Source organism: Stenotrophomonas sp. CC22-02 (genome assembly GCF_004365115.1).
Lineage (GTDB): Bacteria > Pseudomonadota > Gammaproteobacteria > Xanthomonadales > Xanthomonadaceae > Stenotrophomonas > Stenotrophomonas forensis.
The window spans coordinates 2,663,064-2,686,206 of the sequence record NZ_SOCO01000001.1 but is presented as its reverse complement, the minus strand read 5'-3'; the positions used below and the strand labels follow the sequence as shown (position 1 = coordinate 2,686,206).

General features: G+C 68.2%; 19 protein-coding genes. 11 read left to right on the top strand and 8 right to left on the bottom strand.

The window, feature by feature from the left end:
• The first annotated feature begins 89 nt into the window (after positions 1–89).
• The 4 genes from N440_RS12400 to tldD are packed head-to-tail and all read left to right on the top strand — an operon-like array spanning position 90 to position 7,560.
• On the top strand, positions 90–698 hold the full coding sequence (locus N440_RS12400) for a Maf family nucleotide pyrophosphatase (RefSeq protein ID WP_133935248.1): 609 nt from the start codon (positions 90–92) through the stop codon (positions 696–698).
• The gene (gene rng / locus N440_RS12395) at positions 691–2,178 is read left to right on the top strand and encodes a ribonuclease G (RefSeq protein WP_008264487.1); all 1,488 of its coding nucleotides are present in this window, start codon (positions 691–693) and stop codon (positions 2,176–2,178) included. Before N440_RS12400 ends, rng begins: the two co-directional genes overlap by 8 nt.
• Positions 2,179–2,208: 30 nt before the next feature.
• Positions 2,209–6,054 (top strand): YhdP family protein, encoded by a 3,846-nt coding sequence (locus N440_RS12390; protein ID WP_133935247.1) that lies wholly within the window; start codon positions 2,209–2,211, stop codon positions 6,052–6,054.
• A 60-nt stretch (positions 6,055–6,114) separates the two neighbouring features.
• Positions 6,115–7,560 carry a metalloprotease TldD gene (gene tldD / locus N440_RS12385; RefSeq protein WP_133935246.1) on the top strand — a complete coding sequence of 482 codons (1,446 nt, stop codon included), beginning with the start codon at positions 6,115–6,117 and terminating at the stop codon, positions 7,558–7,560.
• A 41-nt stretch (positions 7,561–7,601) separates the two neighbouring features.
• Here the strand turns inward: tldD and yjgA are convergent, their stop codons facing one another.
• On the bottom strand, positions 7,602–8,189 hold the full coding sequence (yjgA, locus tag N440_RS12380; protein ID WP_049457996.1) for a ribosome biogenesis factor YjgA: 588 nt from the start codon (positions 8,187–8,189) through the stop codon (positions 7,602–7,604).
• A 68-nt stretch (positions 8,190–8,257) separates the two neighbouring features.
• On the opposite strand from yjgA, the gene pmbA reads away from it, so the two are divergent.
• Positions 8,258–9,625: a metalloprotease PmbA gene (pmbA, locus tag N440_RS12375; protein WP_133935245.1), complete on the top strand. Its 1,368-nt coding sequence runs from the start codon at positions 8,258–8,260 to the stop codon at positions 9,623–9,625.
• 87 nt (positions 9,626–9,712) lie between these two features.
• Entirely contained in the window at positions 9,713–10,084 is a 372-nt protein-coding gene (locus N440_RS12370; protein ID WP_049457994.1) for a DUF4870 domain-containing protein, read from the top strand.
• Between the two features lie 92 nt (positions 10,085–10,176).
• On the opposite strand, the gene N440_RS12365 is transcribed toward N440_RS12370, so the two are convergent.
• The 5 genes from N440_RS12365 to N440_RS12345 all read right to left on the bottom strand — a co-directional run bounded on the left by N440_RS12365 (position 10,177) and on the right by N440_RS12345 (position 15,394).
• On the bottom strand, positions 10,177–11,055 hold the full coding sequence (locus tag N440_RS12365; protein ID WP_049457993.1) for a farnesyl diphosphate synthase: 879 nt from the start codon (positions 11,053–11,055) through the stop codon (positions 10,177–10,179).
• On the bottom strand, positions 11,045–11,305 hold the full coding sequence (locus N440_RS12360; protein WP_010482975.1) for an exodeoxyribonuclease VII small subunit: 261 nt from the start codon (positions 11,303–11,305) through the stop codon (positions 11,045–11,047). The genes N440_RS12365 and N440_RS12360 overlap by 11 nt, the downstream gene beginning before the upstream one ends.
• Positions 11,306–11,341: 36 nt before the next feature.
• The gene (gene tilS / locus N440_RS12355) at positions 11,342–12,628 is read right to left on the bottom strand and encodes a tRNA lysidine(34) synthetase TilS (protein ID WP_208322785.1); all 1,287 of its coding nucleotides are present in this window, start codon (positions 12,626–12,628) and stop codon (positions 11,342–11,344) included.
• A gap of 517 nt (positions 12,629–13,145) precedes the next feature.
• Positions 13,146–13,691 (bottom strand): WG repeat-containing protein, encoded by a 546-nt coding sequence (locus tag N440_RS12350; protein ID WP_133935243.1) that lies wholly within the window; start codon positions 13,689–13,691, stop codon positions 13,146–13,148.
• Positions 13,688–15,394, bottom strand: coding sequence for an alkaline phosphatase (locus tag N440_RS12345; RefSeq protein WP_133935242.1), 1,707 nt, complete (start codon positions 15,392–15,394; stop codon positions 13,688–13,690). Before N440_RS12345 ends, N440_RS12350 begins: the two co-directional genes overlap by 4 nt.
• 153 nt (positions 15,395–15,547) lie before the next feature.
• Here N440_RS12345 and N440_RS12340 point away from each other — a divergent pair, with 153 nt between their 5' ends.
• Positions 15,548–16,882 carry a dicarboxylate/amino acid:cation symporter gene (locus N440_RS12340; protein WP_133935241.1) on the top strand — a complete coding sequence of 445 codons (1,335 nt, stop codon included), beginning with the start codon at positions 15,548–15,550 and terminating at the stop codon, positions 16,880–16,882.
• A gap of 228 nt (positions 16,883–17,110) precedes the next feature.
• Here N440_RS12340 and N440_RS12335 read toward each other — a convergent pair whose 3' ends face one another.
• Positions 17,111–17,818, bottom strand: coding sequence for a C40 family peptidase (locus N440_RS12335; RefSeq protein WP_230078916.1), 708 nt, complete (start codon positions 17,816–17,818; stop codon positions 17,111–17,113).
• A gap of 197 nt (positions 17,819–18,015) precedes the next feature.
• The gene (locus N440_RS12330; protein WP_053509406.1) at positions 18,016–18,555 is read right to left on the bottom strand and encodes a C40 family peptidase; all 540 of its coding nucleotides are present in this window, start codon (positions 18,553–18,555) and stop codon (positions 18,016–18,018) included.
• A 111-nt stretch (positions 18,556–18,666) separates the two neighbouring features.
• Between N440_RS12330 and N440_RS12325 the strand changes: the two genes are divergently transcribed.
• The 4 genes from N440_RS12325 (at position 18,667) to gorA (ending at position 23,102) form a co-directional block, all read left to right on the top strand.
• Complete coding sequence (locus N440_RS12325) at positions 18,667–19,149, top strand: peptidylprolyl isomerase (protein WP_133935240.1); 483 nt, start codon at positions 18,667–18,669, stop codon at positions 19,147–19,149.
• A 99-nt stretch (positions 19,150–19,248) separates the two neighbouring features.
• Positions 19,249–20,493 carry a DUF418 domain-containing protein gene (locus tag N440_RS12320; RefSeq protein WP_133935239.1) on the top strand — a complete coding sequence of 415 codons (1,245 nt, stop codon included), beginning with the start codon at positions 19,249–19,251 and terminating at the stop codon, positions 20,491–20,493.
• Positions 20,494–20,496: 3 nt separating this feature from the next.
• The gene (locus N440_RS12315) at positions 20,497–21,747 is read left to right on the top strand and encodes an FAD-dependent oxidoreductase (protein ID WP_133935238.1); all 1,251 of its coding nucleotides are present in this window, start codon (positions 20,497–20,499) and stop codon (positions 21,745–21,747) included.
• Complete coding sequence (gorA, locus tag N440_RS12310; protein WP_133935237.1) at positions 21,744–23,102, top strand: glutathione-disulfide reductase; 1,359 nt, start codon at positions 21,744–21,746, stop codon at positions 23,100–23,102. The genes N440_RS12315 and gorA overlap by 4 nt, the downstream gene beginning before the upstream one ends.
• Positions 23,103–23,143 lie beyond the last annotated feature (41 nt).

Here is a 23,143-nt window from a genome sequence, read left to right as displayed (position 1 = left end):
TGAACGCGCTGTGAGCCCGTTCGGGGTTGAACGCGTTCCGGAACGGGTTGCCGACGATTCAGGTGGCGGCCTCAGGTTATGCTGTGCCGATGCTCTATCTTGCTTCCCGCTCCCCCCGACGCAACCAGTTGCTGGCCCGACTCGGACGCCCCTTCCAGGCCCTGGACCTGGAGGTCGTCGAGCAGCGCGCTGCGGCTGAAAGTGCCGAACAGTATGTCTGCCGGGTCGCCGCCGACAAGGCGCGCGCCGGGCTGGCCCGGGTGCTGGCCGATGATCCGCAGGCGCGGGTGCTCGGTTCGGACACCGAAGTGGTGCTGGACGGTGAAGTGTTCGGCAAGCCGGTCGATGCCGCCGATGCGCGGGCGATGCTGGCGCGGCTGGCCGGGCGCACCCACCAGGTGATGACCGCCGTGGTGGTGGTCGGCGCGCAGGGGCTGGACAGCGAGCTGGTTGTTTCCGAGGTGACGTTCGCGGCGATCGACGCCACCGACATCGCCGCCTACGTGGCTACCGGCGAACCGTTGGACAAGGCCGGTGCCTATGCCATCCAGGGCGGCGCCGAACGCTGGATCGAGCACCTGTCCGGCAGCTACTCCGGCGTGATGGGGCTGCCGTTGCTGCACACCGATCGTTTGCTGGCGCGCTGCGGCGTGCCGGCCCCCATTGCCGATGCCGCCAGGGAGGCTGCAGATGTCTGAGGAAATCCTGGTCAATGTGACCCCGCGCGAGACCCGGGTCGCGGTGATCGAAAACGGCATGCTGCAGGAACTGCACATCGAGCGCGGCTGGCGCCGGGGTGTGGTCGGCAACATCTACAAGGGCAAGGTGCAGCGGGTCATGCCGGGCATGCAGGCCGCCTTCGTCGAGGTCGGGCTGGAGCGCGCCGCGTTCCTGCACGCCAATGACGTGGTGCGCCCGGCCCCGGTGGCCAGCGCCGATACCGAGAACACCACCCTGCCGCCGCCGGCCAGCGTGCCGATCGTCGAACTGCTGCGCGACGGCCAGGACATCGTGGTGCAGGTGGTGAAGGATCCGATCGGCACCAAGGGCGCGCGCCTGACCACGCAGATCAGCATTCCCTCGCGCTACATGGTGCTGCTGCCGCAGTCCAAGGTAGTGGGCGTGTCGGCCCGCATCGAAGACGAGACCGAGCGTGCACGCCTGAAGGCGCTGGTGACCGAGCTGTCGGCCCAGCATGGCGGCTACGGCTACATCGTGCGCACCAATGCGGAAGGCCAGCCGGCCGAGGCCATCGCCGAGGACATCGCCTACCTGTCGCGGGTGTGGAACGTGGTCGAGCGCCGCGGCCGCGAAGCCGCCTCCTGCAGCATCATCTATGAAGACCTGAGCCTGCCGCTGCGTTCGGTACGCGACCTGATCCGCAAGGACGTGGACAAGGTGAAGGTGGACTCGAAGGAGACCTTCGGCCAGCTGCAGGCCTTCGTTGCCAAGTACATGCCGGTGCTGGCCGAAAAGCTGGAGCTGTATTCCGGTGACCGCCCGATCTTCGACATGTTCGGGGTGGAGGATGAGATCGGCCGCGCGCTGGACAAGCAGGTGCCGCTGAAATCCGGTGGTTACCTGGTGATCGACCAGACCGAGGCGATGACCACCATCGACGTCAACACCGGTTCGTTCCTCGGCCAGCGCAACCTGGAAGAGACGGTGTTCCGCACCAACCTGGAGGCCGCGCAGGCGGTGGCACGGCAGCTGCGGCTGCGCAACCTGGGCGGCATCATCATCATCGATTTCATCGACATGGATGATGCCGAGCATCGCCGGCAGGTGCTGCGCACGCTGGAGAAGGCGCTGGCCCGCGACCATGCCAAGACCACGGTGTACGACTTCTCGCCGCTGGGGTTGGTGGAGATGACCCGCAAGCGCACGGTGGAAAGCCTGGAACGCCAGCTGTCGGAAACCTGCCCGCAGTGCAGTGGCCGGGGCAGCATCAAGACCACCGAAACGGTGACCTACGAGATCTTCCGCGAGATCACCCGCGCGGTGCGCCAGTTCGATGCCGCGCGCCTGCTGGTGATCGCTTCGACCAAGGTGGTCGCGCGCATCACCGACGAGGAATCCTCGGCGGTGGCCGAGCTGGAGGAGTTCCTCGGCAAGAGCATCCGCTTCCAGGCGGACGAGCAGTACCTGCAGGAGCAATTCGATGTCGTTCTGCTCTGATCCTCGCCGGCCGCAGGCCGGCGGCGGCCGATGAGCGCGCCGCCGCGCCTGCGACTGCGAAGGATCCGCCGTCATTTCATTGCCGCGTGTGCGGTGGGCCTGGTCGGGCTTGCGTTGCTGGTGGGCAGCATCAGCCAGCTGCTGCCGCTGGCCGAGCGTCATCCCGACAGGGTTGCTGCCTGGCTGAGTGAGCGGGCCGGCCAGCCAGTACGTTTCGACCAGCTGCAGACCGCGTGGACCCGTCGTGGTCCGTTGCTGCAGCTGAAGGGCCTGCGCATCGGCGCCGGCCAGGGCCTGGCGATCGGCGAGGCGGAAGTGCTGGTGTCGATGTACAGCGGGCTGCTGCCGGGCCGTTCGCTGACCGAGTTGCGCCTGCGTGGCCTGGCGCTGGACCTGCAGCAGGGTGAGGACGGCCGCTGGTCGGTGCGCGGCCTGCCGCAGTCAACCAGTGGCGGTGACCCGCTGGATGCGCTGCGCCGACTGGGCGAACTGCAGGTGATCGAGGGCCGCCTGGGCGTGCATGCACCGGATCTGGGCATCGATACCACGCTGCCGCGCATCGATCTGCGCCTGCGCGTCAATGGCGACCGCCTGCGCGTGGGTGTGCGCGCCTGGGCGCAGGCCGACGCACTGCCACTGACCGCGGTGCTGGACGTGGACCGCGTGCGCGGCAACGGCCAGGCCTGGCTGGGCGCCGATCCAGTTGATTTCCATGCGTGGTCGCCGCTGCTGGCCGCCGGCGGCGTCCGCCTGCGCGAAGGCAAGGGCGAGCTCAACCTGTGGCTGACCCTGCGTGATTTCGCCCCGGTTGCGCTGACCACCGATTCGGACCTGCGCGAGGTACGCATCGATGGCGCACCGATGCCCGACGTGGCAGTGCCGCAGTTGCAGCTGCAGCGCCTGCAGGCACGCCTGCGCTGGCAGCGCCAGGCCGACGGCTGGGCCTTGCAGGTGCCGCGCCTGCGCCTGAAGACCGAAGACGGCGAACAGCAACTCGACGGTCTGCAGCTGCAGGTCGGCAGGCAGCTGCGGGTGAGTTCCGGCGATGTGCAGGCCGGCACCGCGCTGCGCGCGCTGGCGCTGAGTGATCGCCTCGACCCCGGCCTGCGCCACTGGTTGTTCCTGTCCCGGCCGCAACTGGATGTACGTGAGCTGCAGCTGTCCGGCCAGCGTGATGGCCCGCTGTGGGCGCAGGGTGAACTGAAATCGCTGGGCTTTGCCAGCGTGGGCCACTCGCCGGGCCTGCGTGGCCTCGGCGGGCGCTTCGAGGGCGATGCCGATGGTTTCAGCCTGCAGCTGCAGCCGCGCCAGCAGCTGCAGTTTGACTGGCCAACCGGATTCGGCGTGCGCCATGACCTGCACCTGGCGGGACAGGTGGTGGGCTGGCGCGACGAAGCGGGCGGCTGGCGCATCGGCACCGCGGCGATGCGCGTGGAAGGCACCGACTATGCCGCCGACGTGCGCGGTGGTGTCTGGTTCCAGGGCGACGGCACCCGGCCATGGCTGCAGCTGGCGGCCAAGCTGGACGACGTGCCGATGACCGCGGCCAAGCGCTTCTGGATCCATTCCAGGATGAGCAAGGGCGCCACCGACTGGCTCGACATGGCACTGGCCGGTGGCCAGGTGCGCAACGGCGTCGGCCTGGTCAGCGGTGACCTGGACGACTGGCCGTTCGACAACAACGATGGCCGCTTCGAGGCCACCGGCCACATCACCAACGGCGACATCCGTTTCCAGCACGACTGGCCCCTGATGAGCCAGGTCGACGCCGACATCGCCTTCATCGGCCCCGGCTTCGACATGCATGGGCGCGGCGACCTGGCCGGCGTGGCGGTACAGACGTTCGAGGCGGGCATTCCGGATTTCGGCCAGCAGCCGCTGTACGTGCGTGCCGACGCCCAGAGCGAGGCCGGCAAGCTGCTGGCGATGCTGCGGCAGAGTCCCTTGCACAAGGACTATGGCGACACGCTCGACAACCTCACCGCTGCGGGACCGGCGCATGTGACCTTCGACCTGCTGCAGCCGCTGCACCTGGATGAAGGCGAGGGCCACCTGCAGGGTACGGTCGACCTCAACGGAGTGAAACTGGTCGACAAGCGCTTCCAGCTGACCTTCGACAACATGCATGGGCAGGCCCGTTACGGCAACGGCGGTTTCGATGCCGAGGAACTGGCGGTGCGTCACCTTGGCCAGGACGGTCGGCTGAGCCTGCGTGCCGGCAGCTACGTGCGCGACAGCAAGCTGGCGTTTGAATCGCTGCTGTCGGCCAACCTTGATGCGGGCGTGCTGATCGACCGCGCGCCTGAAATGGCATGGCTCAAACCCTACATCGCAGGAACCTCGCCGTGGACCATCGCGGTCAACCTGCCCAAGGTTGCACCGGGCGCGCCTGCGCCGCCCAGCGAACTGCGGCTGAGTTCGGATCTGGTGGGGACCCGCCTGGACCTGCCTGCGCCGCTGGACAAGCCGGCCGGCGAACCGCTGGCGACCACGGTGGCCGCACAGCTGCCGATGGGGGCCGGTCGCATCGACGTGGCCTTTGGCCAGCGCCTGGCGCTGGCTGCGCGAAGCCACAACAACCGTACCGGCGTGCAGGTCACCCTGGGCAGCGATCATGTCGATCGCGAGCCACCGCCGAGCGGGCTCGCCGTCAACGGTCGCAGCCCGACCCTGGACGCACTGGAGTGGATCAGCCTTGCGCGCGGAGGCGGTGAGGATGACGGCATGCCGCTGCGTGCGGTGGATGTGCAGGTCGGCAAGCTGATGCTGATCGGTGGCGTTTTCGAGCAGACCCGCCTGCAGCTGCAGCCGGGCGCGCAGGCGCTGGACGTGCGCCTGGACGGACCTTCGCTGGCAGGTCGCCTGAGCGTGCCCAACGCCGAGGGCGGCACCATCAGCGGCCAGCTTGAGCGGGTGTACTGGCAGTCGCTGCCGGCGGCCGCGGGCGCGCCTGCTGCGCCGGCGCGGGTGCAGGCCGGTGCCAACGACATGGACCCGGCCAAGCTGCCGCCGTTCGCGCTGGACATTGCCGACCTGAAGTTCGGCAAGGTGGTGCTGGGGCAGGCGGTGCTGCGCACGCGCCCGCTGGCCAATGGCCTGAATGTTGACGAGCTGCGCTTCCGTGCACCCGACCAGGAAATCGACATCAACGGCCGTTGGCTGGGCCGTACCGGTGGCGCCCGTACCGAGCTGACCGCGCAGGTGCGCAGTGAAGACCTGGGCGGCCTGATGCAGAACCTCGATTACGGCGGCCAGCTGCGTGGCGGCTCCGGGCAGGCGCAGCTGCAGGCCTCGTGGAGTGGCGGTCCCTCGGACTTCCAGCTGGCCCAACTGCAGGGCCGGCTCGATCTGCACGCGCGCAATGGCCAGCTGCTGGAGCTGGAGCCCGGCGCCGGCCGCGTGCTCGGCCTGCTCAGCGTGACCCAGCTGCCGCGGCGCCTGATGTTCGATTTCCGCGACTTCTTCTCCAAGGGCTTCGCGTTCAACCAGGTCGACGGCAGCGTGCAGTTCGGCCAGGGCATGGCCCGTACCGACAAGGTGCTGATCGAAGGCCCCGCAGCGAACATCACCATCCGCGGTCAGGCCGACCTGCGCAACCAGCAGTTCGACCAGACCATCGACGTCAACCCGCGTGCCGGCAATCTGCTGACCGTGGTCGGCGCGGTGGCGGGGGGGCCGGTGGGCGCGGCACTCGGTGCGGCCACCAATGCGGTATTGTCCAAACCGTTGGGCGAGATCGGCGCCCGTACCTACAAGGTGACCGGCCCATGGAAGGAGCCGAAGGTGGAAGTGATCGAACGCAGCCGCGACAAGGCGCCGCCCGCTCCGGCACCCGGCATTCCGCCGACCGTCACCGACCTGCCACGCTCGCGCTGAGCGTGGCTTTCCTGTTCACGGGGCTTGCCTCGGCGCCCCCGCATCCCCAGATCGAGAGCCATGACTGATATCGCCCTGACGCTTGCCCAAGACCGCCTGCTGCGCCCCGGTGGCCTGGATACCGCTGGCCTGGAGCGCACCTTCGGCCAGCTGCTCGGCCCCGGTGTCGACTTTGGCGACCTCTACTTCCAGCACGCCCGCCGCGAGAGCTGGAGCGTGGAGGACGGCATCGTCAAGGACGGTGCCCATTCCATCGAGCAGGGCGTGGGTGTGCGGGCGATTTCCGGCGAGAAGACCGGCTTCGCCTACTCCGATGACATCCATGCCGATGCGCTGCGGGTAGCGGCGCAGTCGGCGCGCGCGATCTCGCGCGAAGGCGGCGCGCAGTCCGGGCGCTCGCTGCTGCGTGGCAATGCGCGTGCGCTGTACCCGGCGCTGGACCCGATCGACGGTATCGGCAACGAGGCCAAGGTCGAGGTGCTCAAGCGCCTGGACGGCTATCTGCGTGCCGCGGACCCGCGCGTGAAACAGGTGATGGTCAGCCTGTCCGGCGGCGTGGATACCGTGCTGATCGCCCGCAGCGACGGCGTGCTGGGCGCCGACGTGCGCCCGCTGGTGCGCCTGAACGTGCAGGTGATCGTCGAGCACAATGGCCGCCGCGAGTCCGGCTATGCCGGTGGCGGTGGCCGCTATGGCTATGCGGAACTGTTCGCCGACGGCCGGCCTGAAGCGTTTGCGCGTGAGGCGCTGCGCCAGGCGCTGGTGAACCTCGAAGCGGTACCGGCGCCGGCCGGCGTGATGCCGGTGGTGCTGGGCCCGGGCTGGCCGGGGGTGCTGCTGCATGAGGCGGTCGGCCACGGCCTGGAAGGCGACTTCAACCGCAAGGGCACCAGCGTCTATGCCGGCCGCATCGGTGAACGCGTTGCGGCGCCGGGCGTGACCATCGTCGACGACGGCACGCTGGAGGGCCGCCGCGGGTCGTTGAACATCGACGACGAAGGCCACCCGAGCCAGTGCACCACGTTGATCGAGGACGGCATCCTGGTCGGCTACATGCAGGACAGCCTCAATGCCCGCCTGATGGGCGTGGCACCGACCGGCAACGGGCGCCGCGAATCGTTCGCGCACCTGACCATGCCGCGCATGACCAACACCTACATGCGTGCCGGCCAGCATGACCCGCAGGAAATGATCCGCTCGGTGAAGAAGGGCCTGTACGCGGTCAACTTCGGCGGCGGCCAGGTCGACATCACCAGTGGCAAGTATGTGTTCTCGGCCACCGAGGCCTACCTGATCGAGGACGGCCGGATCACCACGCCGGTGAAGGGCGCGACCCTGATCGGCAATGGCCCGGAAACCATGCAGAAGGTGCGCATGGTCGGCAACGACCTGGCCCTCGACGAAGGCGTGGGCATCTGCGGCAAGGATGGGCAGAGTGTGCCCGTGGGGGTCGGCCAGCCTTCGCTGTTGATCGAGGGCATCACCGTCGGCGGTACCCAGGCCTGAGCCGGGCGATGGCCAGCGCCACCGCCCACGCCGGCGCGGACTCAGTCCTCGTCGGCTTCGCCGGTCTCCACGCCGGTGTCTTCGTCATCGGCGGTCTTCAGGCCCAGCGCGGCCGGCAGCATCAGGCCGCGCAGCACCTGGAAGATCTCGCGGTAGGCACGCGGCGGCTTGTTCTTCGCTTTCTCGGCCTGGGCATTGCGAACCAGCGTGCGCAGCTGCTGGCGGTCGGCCTGCGGGTAATCGTTGAGCAGTGCGGCCAGCGCTGTGTCGCCTTCGGCCAGCAGGCGCTCGCGCCAGTCTTCCGCGCGATGCATCATCGCCACTTCGCGGCGGCCGGTTTCGCTGTTTGCGTCCAGCGCATCGCGGATGGCGTCAAGCGTGGCGTCCTCTTCGCGACGCATGTGCTTGGCCAGGAACGCCAGCTGGCGCTTGTGGGCGATGTGGGCGGTGATCCGCTTGCACTCGGCGATGTGCGGCAGCAGGTCTTCCGGGATCGGCAGGCGCGCCAGCTGGGCCGGGGTCAACGACACCAGTTTCTCGCCCAGGGCCAGGACATCGAGCGCGTCGCGCCGGTTCTGGCTGCGGCTCTTGTCGTGGAATTCACCGGTTTCTTCGTCGCGTCCGCGCATCGTCCCTACCTGATCTCAAAAAAAGTCGCCCGGCGTGATGCCGGGCCCAACCTGTACAGGATAAAGCATTGAACGTGATCGCCCCTGAAGTCGCCGTCGGCGACGACAGCCCGGCCCGCCTGGAACGGCTGGCCGACCTCTCCCAGCAGCTGCTCGACCGCGCCCGCGCGCTGGGTGCCAGCCAGGCCGAGGTCAGCTGCAGCGAGGACCGGGGCCTGGAGGTCAATGTCCGCCTCGGCGAGGTCGAGACCGTGCAGTCCACCCGTGACCGCGGCATCGCGGTGACGGTCTATTTCGGCCAGCGCAAGGGCAGTGCCAGCACCGGCGACCTGAACGAGGCCAGCCTGGCGGCCACGGTCGAGCAGGCCTGCGCGATCGCCCGGCACACCGAGGACGACCCGGCTGCCGGGCTGGCCGAGGCGGCGCTGATGGCCCGCGACTTCCCCGACCTGGACAGCTGGCACCCCTGGGCGCTGCAGGCTGACGAAGCGGTGGACCTGGCCCTGGCCTGCGAGCAGGCCGGTCGCGGGGCCGATGCTCGCATCAGCAATTCCGACGGTGCCTCGGTGTCGAGCATGCAGAGCGTCTCGGTCTATGCCAATTCGCATGGCTTCATCGGCCGCGAGCGCGGAACCCACCATTCGGTTGGCTGCGCCCTGATCGCAGGCACTGGCGATGGCATGCAGCGTGATGGCTGGTACACCGGCGGCCTGGCCCGCGAGGACCTGGAGGCAGCCGACAGCGTGGGCCGCCGCGCCGCCGAGCGTACCGTGGCCCGGCTGCAGCCGCGTTCGCTGCCAACCGGCAGCATGCCGGTGCTGTTCTCCCCGGAAGTGGCCCGCAGCCTGGTCGGCCACCTGCTGTCGGCGGTATCCGGCGGCGCCCTGTACCGGCAGGCCAGCTTCCTGCTCGACAGTGTCGGCCAGCGGCTGTTCCCGGAGTGGATGCAGATCGAGGAGCTGCCGCACCTGCGCCGCGGCCTGCGTTCGGCCGCCTTCGACGGTGACGGCGTGGCGACCCGTGCTTCGGCCCTGGTCAGCGACGGGGTGCTGCAGCGCTACGTGCTGGGCAGCTATTCGGCGCGCAAGCTGGGCCTGCAGACCACCGCCAATGCCGGTGGCGTGCACAACCTGCAGCTGGCCGCCAACGCCGGCTCGTTGCAGGAGATCGCGCGCCAGATGGGCGACGGGCTGCTGGTGACCGAGCTGATGGGGCAGGGCGTGAACGGGGTGACCGGCGACTACTCGCGTGGTGCCGGTGGCTTCCGCGTCGAGAACGGCGAGATCCAGTACCCGGTGGACGGCATCACCATTGCCGGCAACCTGCGCGAGATGTTCAGCAGCATCGAGGCGGTCGGCAGCGACGTCGACCCGCGCTCACACATCCGGACCGGTTCGATCCTGCTGGGACGGATGACCATCGCCGGTAATGATTGATGGCATTGATGGCGTAAGCTATGCGCGCCTGACGCGACCAGCTTGGTGCTGGTGGGTCAAGACCACCCAATGAAAAGGAGTTTTGTCGTGAGTGAATTCGATAACGTCCCGCCGCCGCCGGCCACCACTGACGCGCCGGCCGACCAGCGCACCATGGCCCTGGCCGCGCACCTGCTGGGCATCTTCACCTGGTTCATCGGCCCGCTGATCATCTGGCTGATCAACAAGGATGACGCCAGCAAGGCCTTCGTGACCGACCAGGCCAAGGAAGCGCTGAACTTCCAGATCACCATCACCATCGCGATGCTGATCTGCATCGTGCTGACCATCGTGATCATCGGCGGCATCCTGGCCCCGATCGTCGGCATCCTGAATCTGGTGTTCTGCATCATCGCCGCGGTCAAGGCGAACAACGGCGAAGCCTACCGCTACCCGTTCGCGCTGCGCCTGGTCAAGTAAGATCGGCCACATGCGGAACTGAAAACGCCCGGCATTGCCGGGCGTTTTCATGTGCGGAGAGTGACGGGCGGTACCTGGCGAGCGCGCAGCAATCAATGATCGCGTTCGACCGCCAGCGTCGCCAGCGCGCGCAACGCATCGGCTTCCTCGCCATGGCCGGCCAGGATCGACTGCATGCGTGCGGCGAGTTCGCGCAGCTGGGCCTTCGCACCGTCCATGCCAAGCAGGGCGGGGAAGGTGCTCTTGTCCTGTGCCTGGTCCTTGCCGGCAGTCTTGCCCAGCTGTTCGGAACTGGCCTCGACATCGAGGATGTCGTCACGCACCTGGAACGCCAGGCCGAGTGCATCGGCGAAGCTGTCGAGCTGGGCCAACTGCGGTTCGTGGGCCTGACCACACAGCGCACCCATGCGCACCGCGGCGCGGATCAGCGCCCCGGTCTTCAGGGCATGCATGCGGGTGAGGGCCGCCAGTGTCTGCTGCTGGCCGGTGGCATCGATGTCCAGGGCCTGGCCGCCGCACATGCCGGCGGCGCCGGAGGCGTGGGCCAGCGTCTGCAGGCAGGCCACGCGCAATGTGGCCGGCAGCGGTGCATCGGCCAGCAGGCCGAAGGCACGGGCCTGCAGGGCGTCGCCAGCGAGGATCGCCGTGGCTTCGTCAAAGGCGATATGCGTGGTCGGCTTGCCACGACGCAGGGCGTCATCGTCCATCGCCGGCAGATCGTCATGCACCAGTGAATAGGCGTGGATCAGTTCGACCGCCATCGCGGCGGCGTCCAGCGCTTCCGGCTGCGCACCGAACAGGTGGCCGCTGGCATACACCAGCAACGGGCGCATGCGCTTGCCGCCGCCCAGCACTGAATAGCGCATGGCCTGGTGCAGGCCCTGCGGTGCCTCGGCAGGCGAGGGCAGTGCGGCGTCGAGCTGGCTTTCAATACGGTCGCGCCAGCGCGCGAAAAGGGCCTCAGCCGTCATGGCTGGGCGGGTCGAACGGCTCGGCCGCTTCCGGCTGGGCCGGATCGCTGAGCAGGCGCACGCGCAGTTCGGCCTGCTCCAGCGCCTGCTGGCACTGGCGGTACAGGCCAACGCCACGTTCGTAAGCACTGAGCGAAGCTTCCAGGCTCAGCTCGCCGGTTTCCATCTGCTCCACCAGCTGCTCCAGCGATTCGAGCGACTGCTCGAACTGGGCGACCGGGGAGGCGTTTTCGGGGGACTTCTTGGCCATGCGGCAAGTGTGGACGGGCCGCGCGCGGGGGTCAATTCACCAGCCGCCGGGACGCCACTGCAGTTGCGCCCCATGGGCCTGCAACCAGGCCTGCAAAGGTGCGGCGATGACCACGTCGGCGGCAGCAAGCAACTGCGGGCCATCGAAGATCAGCGGCAGCTGTGCGCGTCGCCAGGGCGCGAGGTGTTCCCGTTGCAGGCAGTCCTTCAGCGCGTGCGAATGCTGGCGTCCGGGCAGCTGGATGCGCTCACCACCCACGCGTGCGCGGACCTGCAGCGCGTGTTCGAAGGCCGCGGCGCCCTGCAGGCGCAGCTGGCCGCCATCGGGCAACGCCAGGGGCATGCGTCCATCCCACTCGGCCTGCCAGTCGCGAGGCAGTACGGGCAGCCGGGCAGGCAGCAGGTAGGCGTGGTCGCGCCATTGCTGGATCGCATGATCGTGCCACCCCACGCGCGCCTGGCGGTCGTTGTCGGCCGGCAGCAGTTCGGCCAGTGCCTGCTGCAGGACCGTGGCCGGCAACGGCGCCGCGCCATGGCCCAGCACCCAGGCCCGCAGCACGCGTGCGGCGCGTCCGGGTGAAATCTGCCGCAGCAGCTGCAGCGACAGCACGCGCGGTGCCACCTCCAGATGCGCGATCAGCTCGGCGTCTTCTTCATCAAGCAGCTCACGGGTCTGCGCGCAATGCGCCGCGCTGCCGGCCAGCGCCGCGGCCGCATGTGGCCAGCGCTGGCGCAGCAGCGGCAGCACCTGCAGGCGCAGGAAGTTGCGATCAGCGTGGTCGTCGGCGTTGCTGGGGTCTTCGACCCAGTGCAGCGCGTGTTGCCGGGCGTAGTCGAGCAGTGCATCGCGCGGTACCTGCAGCAGTGGTCGCCACAGGGAGTGCCTGCCAAGGCGGCTGTGTGCGGACATCGCAGCAAGGCCATCGACGCCCGAACCGCGCAGCGCGCGCAGCAGGAAGGTTTCGGCCTGGTCGTCCTGGTGCTGCGCCAGCGCCAGCGTTTCACCGTCGCGCAGCTCGGCGGCGAACGCCGCGCGTCGCGCCTGTCGCGCAGCACCTTCGAGGCCTAGGCCTGCGGTGTCGTCGATTCTTACGTGGTGCACGGCCAGTTCGATGCCCAGCGCCGCGCATTGCTGCCGGCAATGCAGCACCCAGTCATCCGCATCGGCGTGCAGGCCGTGGTGCACGTGTACTGCGCGCAGCGGAGTGCCGGAGGTCTGGGCGCAGCGCCACAGCCAGTGCAGCAGTACGGTCGAGTCGACACCGCCGCTGTAGCCGACCAGCAGCGGCGCATCCAGCGGAACAAGGGCAGGGAAGGCAGTCACGGCCGCAAGTATAGGGTTGGTCGGCAGGGCTGCGCCCTGCACCCGCTACGATCCAGAGCAACAGCAACAGCAACAGCAACAGCAACAGCGGGTTTCCTGAGGGATGGCGGGGTGGGTCCGGTTGCGGGAGACGCCGTAAACCCATCCATGGGGGCTTGGCCGCGGCATCCATGCCGCGGCCCCTCCCGCACCCGGACCCACCCCGCCTTCGACAGTTTTCCGCAATCTGTCGAATCTCATTCGATCAATTTCGATGTCTGATGGATCTCGACGATGAATGATGTGGATGTTCGATCCGTCATCGGGAACCTGTCGAAGGTGGGGCGGTGTCGGATTGCGGGGTGTCCGCGGCATGGATGCCGCGGCCAAGCCCCCAGGGATGGGTTCACGGCGTCCCCGCAATCCGACACCGCCCCGCCAAACCCACAGACAACCCAGAGCCGGCTGTTGCTGTTGCTGTTGCTGTTGCTGTTGCTCTGGCTTGCAGCAGGTGCAGGGCGCAGCCCTGCCGAAAAAACTACTTCACTCGACGGCCCGAGCGGTCGATGCGGAAACGCTCTCCGCCTTCCATCGGCGTGTGCCCATCACCATCCGGCGTGCCGCGACGGCAGCCGTTGCAGACCTCGGCCACGCCATCGCGGAACGGCCAGCCGAAATCGAAGGTGCCCGGCACCACCTGACGGAACTTCAGGTCGAAGTAGCCCACGCGGTTGCCGACGCGGGCCCGCAGCAGGCCCTCCTGCGGCGTCTCCGGGCCGTTGTCCCAGGTCAGTACCGGCAGGCTGCGGCCCTTGCGGTTGACGTAATGGAAACCCTGGTCGGCATACACCACGGCCAGGCCGTGGTCGTCGAAGTTCAGGTCTTTCAGCGTGTCGGGGTGGATCCTGGGCCGGTGATCGACCACCTCGCAGTCGGGCAGCGGCCACAGGCCGTGCTCGTCGGTCAGCAGTTTGCAGGCCGGCGCCTGCGCCAGCGCGCTGGAACTGGCCAGCATGCCGAGCAGGACCAGCGACCGCGCGAGGCGGTCGCTGGTGGGGGCAGGGCGGGCCTGCCGCGCGATCACTTGGCCTCGGCCTTGCGTTCGAAGGTGGTCGGCACCGGCAGCTGCACCGGCACGCCCTTGTCGTCGCAGGTGCCGGCCTGGCACAGGCGTTCGCGCAGGGCCGGGGTGGCCTGCACGATCATGTGGTAGATCGCGTTCTGTTCCAGCGTGCCGCGGATCGCCTTGCTGCCCGGTCCGCGTGCCCAGATGCCGACGTCCTCGCCACCGTGCGATTCAGCCTTCATCGGCACCAGCGCTTCCTGCATGTAGTCCGGATGCTCGGTGTCGACCTCACGCAGGTTCGGGCGACCATTGGCCGGTTCGAAGCTGCTCGGGTTGTGCGGGTAGCGCTTGGCGCCGGCCGGCTGCTGGTTGCTGGCGCCGGTATGGCCCGGGCCGTTGGCGTAGGTCAGGGTGGTGTACGGCTGGCCGCTGCCGTCCAGCGCATAGTCCAGCTTGCCGGCACCGTCTTCGCCGCCCTTGTCCTTCACCTTGCCCAGGATCGGGTTGCCGCGTGCCGGGTAGCCGACGAAGTTCAGGGTGTGCGAGTGGTCGGCGGTGACGATGATCAGGGTGTCGTCGGCCGAGGTCAGTTCATTGGCCACGCGCACCGCGTCGGACAGGGCTACGGTCTCGGTCAGGGCACGGTAGGCGTTGCCGCTGTGATTGGCGTGGTCGATGCGCGCGCCCTCGATCATCAGCACGTAGCCTTCCGGGTGCTTGGCCAGGTTCTTGATCGCCGCGGCGGTCAGTTCGGCCAGGCTCGGCTCGCCGCCCGGATCCTGCGGGCGCTCGTACTCGTAGCGCATGTGGTCCGGCTCGAACAGGCCGAGAATGGCCGGCGCGTTGGCGGCGGCCGCCAGCTGCTTGCTGTTCCAGACATAGGCACCCTGCGGATGTGCCTGCTGCCATTCCTGCACCAGGCTGCGGCCGTCCAGGCGCTGGCCGACCTTGTCGTCGTATTCCGGATCGCGCTCTTCCACGGTGGTGAATTCACCGCGACCGCCGCCGAGGGCGACCAGCGGGCCACGGCCATAGCGCGAGGTCGACAGCAGCTGCTGGGCGATGTCCTTGCAGCCGGCCGCCTTGGCCGCTTCGGTCAGGTCGGTGTCGTTTTCCCAGTTGCGCTCGGGCGAGTTCGCGTAGGTGGCGGCGGGGGTGGCGTGGGTCAGGCGGGCGGTGGACACCACGCCGGTGGCCAGGCCGGCGCTGTCGGCCAGCTGCAGCCAGGTCAGCAGGCCCTTGGACAGGCTGTCGGCGCAGTCGGTGCGGCTGCCGGCGCTGACGCCGATCGCACCCATGTGGGTCTTCACGCCGGTGGTGATGGCGGTCATGGTGCCGGCCGAATCCGGCGTCTGCGAATCGGTGTTGTAGGTCTTGCTGAACGCCGTGGCCGGGAAGCGCTCCCAGGACAGCAGGTTTTCTTCGCCCGAACCGCCCTTCTGCTGGCCCTCGTAGATGCGCGAGGCGGCCACGGTGGTCAGGCTCATGCCGTCGCCCAGGAACAGGATGACGTTCCTGGCCTTGCCGGACATCGCGCCGTTGGCGGCCGCCTGGGCGGCGCCGCTGCGGTACCACCACTGCGGGGTCTCACCGGCCGGGTGGGCGACGGGATCGACAGCGACCTTGAGGCCGGCCGGGGCGGACGCGGGGGCAGTGCTGGCGCAGGCGCCCAGCAGCAGGGTGGTGGCGCAGGCGGCCAACAGGGAGACGGAACGACGCATGGACGCTGGGATCTCACAAACTGTAACGGGACGTTCATTATGCCCGGCCCCGCAAGGCACGCCGATGACACACTGATTTGCCGGCCGGGCGGTCGTTCTGCCGGCCGCCTTGGGCTATCGTTCCAGCATCCCTTCTTCCCCTCTGGATTGCCTATGAAGCTGGTCTCTGCCTGGCTGCGGATTCCATTCTGGCAGCGCGTGGTCGGTGGCTTCGTGCTCGGTGCGCTCGCCGGCTGGGCGCTGGGCCCGGCCGCGGAAACGTGGTTCGGCCCGCTCGGCGAGCTGTACGTCACCCTGATCAAGATGATCGCGGTACCGCTGGTGTTCTTCGCGGTCATCAATGCGATCTCGTCACTGCACGGCCAGAAGTCGGTTGCCGCGCTCAGTGGCCGCACTTTCCTGTGGTTCGTGATTACCGCCGCGCTGGCGGTGTGCGTCGGCCTGGGCGTGGGTACGGTGCTGCAGCCCGGCGCCGGTGGCCTGCAGCTGTCGATGGCCAGCAACTATGTGCCGCGCGAAGTGCCCAGCGTGGTGCAGGTACTGCTGGACGTGGTGCCGGCCAATGTCTTCTATGCGCTGTCCGGCATCGGCACCAAGGTCAATGCGGCCGGTGAAACCGTGCTGGCCGCCGGTCGCGGCTCGATCCTGCCGGTGATCTTCTTCGCCGGACTGGTGGGCTTTGCCATCGTCAAGCTGGGCGAGAAGGTGACCGAGGCGCGCAAGCTGGTTGGCCAGATGAGCGACATCATGATCCAGGTGACCCGCTTCGTGCTGGAAGTCACCCCGATCGGTACCTTCGGCCTGATCGCCGGCCTGGTTGGCAGCTACGGGTTCGAGAAGTTGTTGCCGCTGGGCCATTTCGTGCTGGCGCTGTACGTGGCCTGCGCGCTGCACATCGTGGTGGTCTACAGCGCGCTGCTGCTGGCACACGGCCTGAACCCGCTGAAGTTCTTCCGTGGCGCGGCACCGGGCATGCAGGTGGCGTTTGTCAGCTCGTCCAGCTTCGCGGCGATGCCGGTTGCGCTGCGCTCGATCACCCACAACCTGGGCGTGAACAAGGACTACGGTTCGTTCGCGGTGCCGCTGGGGGCCAGCATCAAGATGGACGGCTGCGGCGCAATCTACCCGGCGCTGTGCGCGGTGTTCATCGCGCAGTACAGCGGCGTGCCGCTGACCCCGGAACAGTACGTGGTGGTGCTGATCGCCTCGGTGCTGGGCAGCTTCGGCACCGCCGGCGTGCCGGGCACCGCGGTGATCATGGCCACGGTGGTGCTGAGTGCAGCCAACCTGCCGCTGGAGACCATCGGCTACCTGTATGCCATCGACCGCATCCTGGACATGATGCGCACGATGACCAATGTGACCGGCCAGATGCTGGTGCCGGTGATCGTGGCCAAGGAAACCGGGTTGCTGGATCAGGCGGTGTACGACAACCCGTCCGGCAATGTGGGCGTGGATGACCCCGACCCGACACCGCCACGCGGCTGAGGTTGCGTAGCGATATGAAAGGCCCGCCCTGACCCGGCGGGCCTTTTGCTTGGCGGGTGGCTGATGCGGTGCCGGGCAGAGGGTAGGCCCTGGTAGATCCATGCCATGCATGGATGAAGGCAGTGCCGACCAAGGTCGGCACCCACCACCGTGCGCGCCCAACAAAAAAGCCGCTGCAGGGCAGCGGCTTTCTCGTGTCAGGCGGCGCGGTCGCGCCAACCGGTCAGATCAGAGATCGACCCGGCGGGCCTGCATGAACTTGTTGCCCCAGTAGCCACTGAGCAGGGTGTCCACGCGCACGTCCTTGCCCGAGCTCGGGGCGTGCAGGAAGCGGCCGTCACCGACGTAGATGCCGACGTGGTCCACGCGGCCCTTGCGGCCGAAGAACACCAGGTCGCCGGCAGCCAGCGCGGTGCGGTCGTTGATCAGTTCGGCGTTGTCATCGTGGGCCATCTCGCGCGAGACGCGCGGCAGCTCGATGCCGAGGGCGGAGCGGAACACGTAGCCGACCAGGCCGCTGCAGTCGAAACCGCTGTCCGGGTTGCTGCCACCCCAACGGTACGGGGTGCCCAGCAGGGTCATCGCACGGCGCAGCAGCGACTGTACCTTGCCGTTGTCGGCGGCGGTACCGACAACGCTGCCATTGGCGGCGCTGCTGGTGTCGTAGTTGGCGAGCAGGCGGCTGAGATCGCCGGCCACCACGGCCGAGCGGTCCATCAGCGGAATGGTGTCGTTGGCCGCCAGGTGCGGCAGCAGGGCAGCCAGGGTCGCGCTGGCGGCGGCATCGACGCGGCTGCGCTGCGGAGCGGCAGCCTCGGCCTTGGCGGCCGGTCGGGCGGGGCTCTCGGCCACCGGGGCCGGAGTCACATCGGAACGATTCGGAGCAGTCTGCGACCAGGCCGGAAGGCTGGTCAGACACAGTGCCAGGCCAAGCAACAGCGGGCGGGCACTACGTGAAGATACGGAAGTCTGGCCTTCGCTTTTCAGGTCGTCAGTCGTCACGCGTCGGTCACAGGAAAAAAACGATGGGGCATCATGCCTTGTAAAAGCGTCAATAAGTTAAAAATTCCGTTAGTAATCCGTTAGTTCCATAGTGATGTGCGTCACATTTTTGAACATATCGCCTGTTCATTTTAGCGAAGGACACGTTTCGCGCCTGTGTAGTGGTCCTTCCAGTAGGGGCCGCTGAGCGAGTCCAGCCGGACCGTGCCGCCGGTGCTTGGGGCGTGCACGAAACGTCCTTCGCCCACATAGATGCCGACATGGGTGACGTTGCCGCGGCTGCCAAAGAACACCAGGTCGCCGGTGGCCAGGCGCTGCGGGTCGATCTTCGGGCCCTGTACCGCCGCCAGGTCGCGCGAGGTGCGCGGCAGCTTCAGGTCCAGCATCTCGCGGTAGACATAGGCGACCAGGCCGCTGCAGTCGAAGCCGGAATCGGGGGTGTTGCCGCCGTAGCGGTAGGGCGTACCGACCAGGCTGATGGCACGCATCAGCACCGAGTTGGCGGCCTCGGGATTGTCCGGCACGGTCTTCGGCCAGTGGGCGGTCGGCGGGGGAGCCGAGGGCCGGGTGGCCTTGCCGCCGCCACAGGCGGTCATCAGCAGGGGCAGGGCCAGCAGCAGGGCCGGGGCGAGGAGCCGGCGCAGGCCGGACGAAACTGGCGTGATGTGCATGATCTCCGGATAATGCGCCACCTTGGATTGGCCGTCATGATGGCGGCGTCCCCGCCGGGCGACAACCCGCCCCAACCCGCCTGCCTCCGGCAGATCCAGACAGAGTTGCGCATGAAGATCGAAAAAGACCGCGTTGTCCGCTTCCACTACACCGTTTCCGAAGTCGGCCAGGAGCCGATCGAATCGTCCAAGGACCGCGGCGAGCCGCTGGCGATCCTGATCGGCCACGGCAACATCATTCCGGGCCTGGAAAACGCCATGATGGACAAGGAAGCCGGCGCGGCCTTCAGCGTCGACGTCACTGCTGCCGACGCCTACGGCGAGCGCCGCGAGGGCCTGTCCCAGCGCGTGCCGAAGAAGCACTTCGGCAACACCAAGCTGGCCCCGGGCCAGCAGGTCGTGCTGCAGACCAACTTCGGCCCGCGCGCGGTGACCGTGCAGAAGGTCGGCATGAGCGTGGTCGACGTTGACCTGAACCACCCGATGGCCGGCAAGGACCTGCATTTCGACGTGGAGATCGTCGATGTGCGCGAAGCCGGCCAGGAAGAGATCGACCACGGCCACGTCCACGGCGACGGTGGCCACCACCACTGATCGCAGCGCGATCGTGATGGCAGCAGCGGCCCGCTTCGGCGGGCCGTTGCGTTTCTGGAACACGGCGCGGGCATCCATGGCGCGTGGGCCGGCGGCATAATGGCGGACCTGCCCGACGGATGCCCCGTGAACGCCGCTTCTCATCCCTTGCAGCCGATGGCTTCCGCCGAACGCATCGCCGTGCTGGACATCCTGCGTGGTGCCGCGTTGCTGGGCATCCTGCTGATGAACATCGAAGCCTTCAGTGGCCCGCTGGACCTGGCGTTCACCGGCATCGACGTGCACTGGCAGGGCATCGACTACTGGGCCGATGCCTTTGTCTATGTGTTCGTGCAGGGCAAGTTCTTCACCCTGTTCTCGCTGCTGTTCGGCGCCGGCTTCGCGGTGATGGCGCAGCGCGCCGACGTGGCCGGGCGTGACTTCACCCCGTTCTACCTGCGCCGCAGCGCCGGACTGCTGCTGATCGGCCTGTGCCACGCGCTGCTGGTCTGGTCCGGTGACATCCTGGTGATGTATGCGCTGATCTCGCTTCCGTTGCTGGCCTGCCGCGAGGCGCCGCGCAGTTGGCTGCCGTGGATGGGCGTGATCGTCTATCTGGGCGGCGCGGCGATGATGCTGCTGGTCGGTGCGATGGTGTCGATGGCCTCGGCCGACGAGGTGCAGGGCATGCTCAGCGAAGCGCAGCAGAGCATCGAGCTGCAGCGGCAGGTGTACGGGCAGGGCAGCTGGGGACAGGCCACCGTGCAGCGCTTGAGCGAGTTCGGCACCTCGATGGGCGCGCTGCTGATCACCGGCCCGGAAGTGCTGGGCATGTTCCTGATCGGCAGCTGGTTCGCCGGCAGTGGCGCGCTTGCTGCGCCGGAACGCTTCCCACGCCTGTACACCTCGCTGCGCTGGATCGCGCTGCCGCTGGGCCTGCTGGTCACGTTGATCGGTGTTGCCTGGAAACCGTACCTGGCACCGGGCACGTACAACCTGCCGGTGACGGCGGCGATGGCGCTGGTGACCGTCGGCGGCCTGCCGATGTGCCTGGGCTACCTGGCGTGGATCGTGCACTGGCGCACGCGGCTGGCGTGGCTGGCGCCGGTCGGCCGCATGGCCTTGACCCACTATCTCGGCCAGTCGCTGCTGTGCACCTGGATCTTCTACCACTACGGACTGGGCAGGTTCGAGATGATGCCGCGCAGTGTGCAGCTGCTGTTCGCGCTGCTGCTGTTTGCCGTGCAGGTGGGCGTCTCGCACGTATGGCTGCGCCACTTCCGTTTCGGGCCCATGGAATGGCTGTGGCGTGCGATGACCTACCGGCAGTGGCCGCCGATGCGGCGCGGAGCCGGGCTGGGCTGATCGATGTCGAGGGCGCGCGAGGACGTGATCGTGGTCGGTGCCGGCGCCATCGGTCTGGCCACTGCGCTTGCACTGCGCGCGCACGGCCGGCAGGTGCGCGTGATCGAGCGGGGGCGCGTCGGAGGGGCGACGTCGCATGGCAACTGCGGCACGATCACCCCCAGCCACGCACCGCCACTGGCGGCGCCCGGGGTACCGCTGCGCGCGTTGCGCTGGATGCTTGATCCGCGCGCGCCGCTGTACGTGCGTACGCGGCTGGATCCCACGCTGTGGCGCTGGCTGCTGCAGTTTGGTGCACGCTGCAACGCCCGCGACTGGCTGCAGTCCACGCGTGCACGTGGTGCGCTGCTGGATGATTCGCGGCAGCGCCTGGCCGAGTGGGTGCAGGCACATGCGCTTGACTGCGAATTTGATGCGCGCGGGCTGGACTACGTGTTCGGCGATGCACGCAACTTCGACCACCATGTGGCCGAATGCGCGGCGCTGAACGCACAGGGCATCGCCACGGCCTGCATCGGTGGTGCCGACTATGCGCGCGCGAATCCGGCCTTCCACGATCGCCTGGCCGGTGCGATCCATTTTCCTGGTGATGCGCAGCTGCGGCCGGATCGCTACACCGCCGAGCTGGCACGCGTGCTGCGCGCGCAGGGCGTGGTGATCGACGAGCAAGTGGACGTGCAGGGATTCAGCGATGACGCACAGGGTGTACGCGTGCAGGCGGATGGGCAGTTGCTGGCCGCGCGCGAGCTGGTACTGGCCACCGGGCCGTGGTCGCGGCACTGGGCACGGCAGCTGGATCTGCGCGTGCCGATCCAGCCTGGCAAGGGCTATTCGCTGACCTGGTCGCGGCCGGCGCAGGTGCCGCAGCGGCCGGTGGTGCTGAAAGACCATTCCGTGTTCGTGATCGCCTGGCGCGAAGCACTGCGGCTGGGCGGCACCATGGAATTCGCCGGTGCCGATCCAAGCTTGCGCGCGACCCGCCTGCGCGCGCTGCAGCAGGCCGCCGACCACTACCTGCGCGCGCCATGCGGTGCGCAGCTGCAGGAGCAGTGGTGCGGTTGGCGACCCATGAGCGTGGACGACGTGCCGTTGATCGGCCGTGCGCCCGCGCATCCTCACGTCTGGCTTGCAGCGGGGCATGGCATGCTCGGCATCAGCATGAGCGCCGGCACCGGCCAGCTGATCGCCGATCTCGTCTGCGGCCGTAGCCCAGCGATCGATCCTGCCCCTTACCGACCCGAGCGATTCCGATGAGCACTGCACCCTATGATTACGACCTGATCGTCCTTGGCGGCGGCTCCGCCGGCCTGGCCGGTGCGATCCGCGCCGCGCAGCATGGCAGGCGGGTGGCAATGCTGGAGCCGGGCGAACTCGGCGGTACCTGCGTCAATGTCGGCTGCGTGCCGAAGAAGGCGATGTGGCTGGCGGCCGACCTGCACGAACGCATCGGCCTGGCCAGTGCGATGGGCTTCGATGTCGAGGCCCGCCCGGCGCTGTCGTGGAAGGAACTGGTGATCCATCGCCAGGCCTACATCAGCAACATCCACACCAGTTACCACAAGCGCCTGGACGAAACCGGCGTGGTGCGCATTCCGGCGCGCGGTCACCTGCTCGATGCGCATACGGTGGCCTGCAGCGATGGCGTGCGCTACAGCGCCGAACACATCCTGATCGCCACCGGCGCGCATCCGTTGCGGCCGGACATCCCGGGCGCCGAACTGGGCCTGGTGTCTGATGACTTCTTCGATCTGCGTGCGGCACCGGCCGAGGTGGCGATCATCGGCGGTGGCTACATCGCGGTGGAACTGGCGGGCCTGCTGCAGGCGCTGGGCAGCCGGGTCAGCCTGCTGGTGCGTGGCAAGCGCCTGCTGGAGCGCTTCGATTACGAGCTGACCGATCAGCTGGCCGAGAACCTGAAGCAGCAGGGCGTAAGGATTCATTTCGATTACCGCCTGCGCGAGCTGCAGCGCGATGGCGAGCGGGTGCGCGCCTTCGGCCACGACGGCCCGCTCGACAGCGTGTTCGATGCCGTGTTCTTCGCCACCGGCCGGCGCGGAAACAGTCGTGATCTGGGGTTGGAGGCACTCGGCATCGGCATCGGCGAACACCAGCAGGTGCAGGTGGATGAGTGGCAGACCACCCGCGTGCCGAGCGTGCACGCCGTGGGTGACATCGCCGGCAAGGTCGGCCTGACCCCGGTGGCGGTGGCGGCATCGCGGCGGCTGATGGACCGCCTGTTCGGTGGCCGCCCGCAGTCGAAGATGGATTACGAGAATGTGGCCAGCGTGGTGTTCTCGCACCCGCCGTTGGGCGCGGTGGGCATGAGCGAAGAGGAAGCGCGCGCGCGTTTCGAGCAGGTGAGCGTGTACCACAGCCGCTTCCGTCCCATGCTGCAGGCGCTGGCCAACGGCACCCAGCGCAGCCTGTTCAAGATGGTCTGCGTCGGCCCGGAGGAACGGGTGGTGGGCATCCACCTGCTGGGTGAAGCGGCTGATGAAATCCTGCAGGGCTTCGCGGTGGCGGTGAAGATGGGCGCGACCAAGGCCCAGTTCGATGACACCGTGGCGATCCATCCGACCTCGGCCGAGGAAGTGGTGCTGATGCGCTGACCCGGGCCGTTGTAGAGCCGAGCCATGCTCGGCTGCCGTGC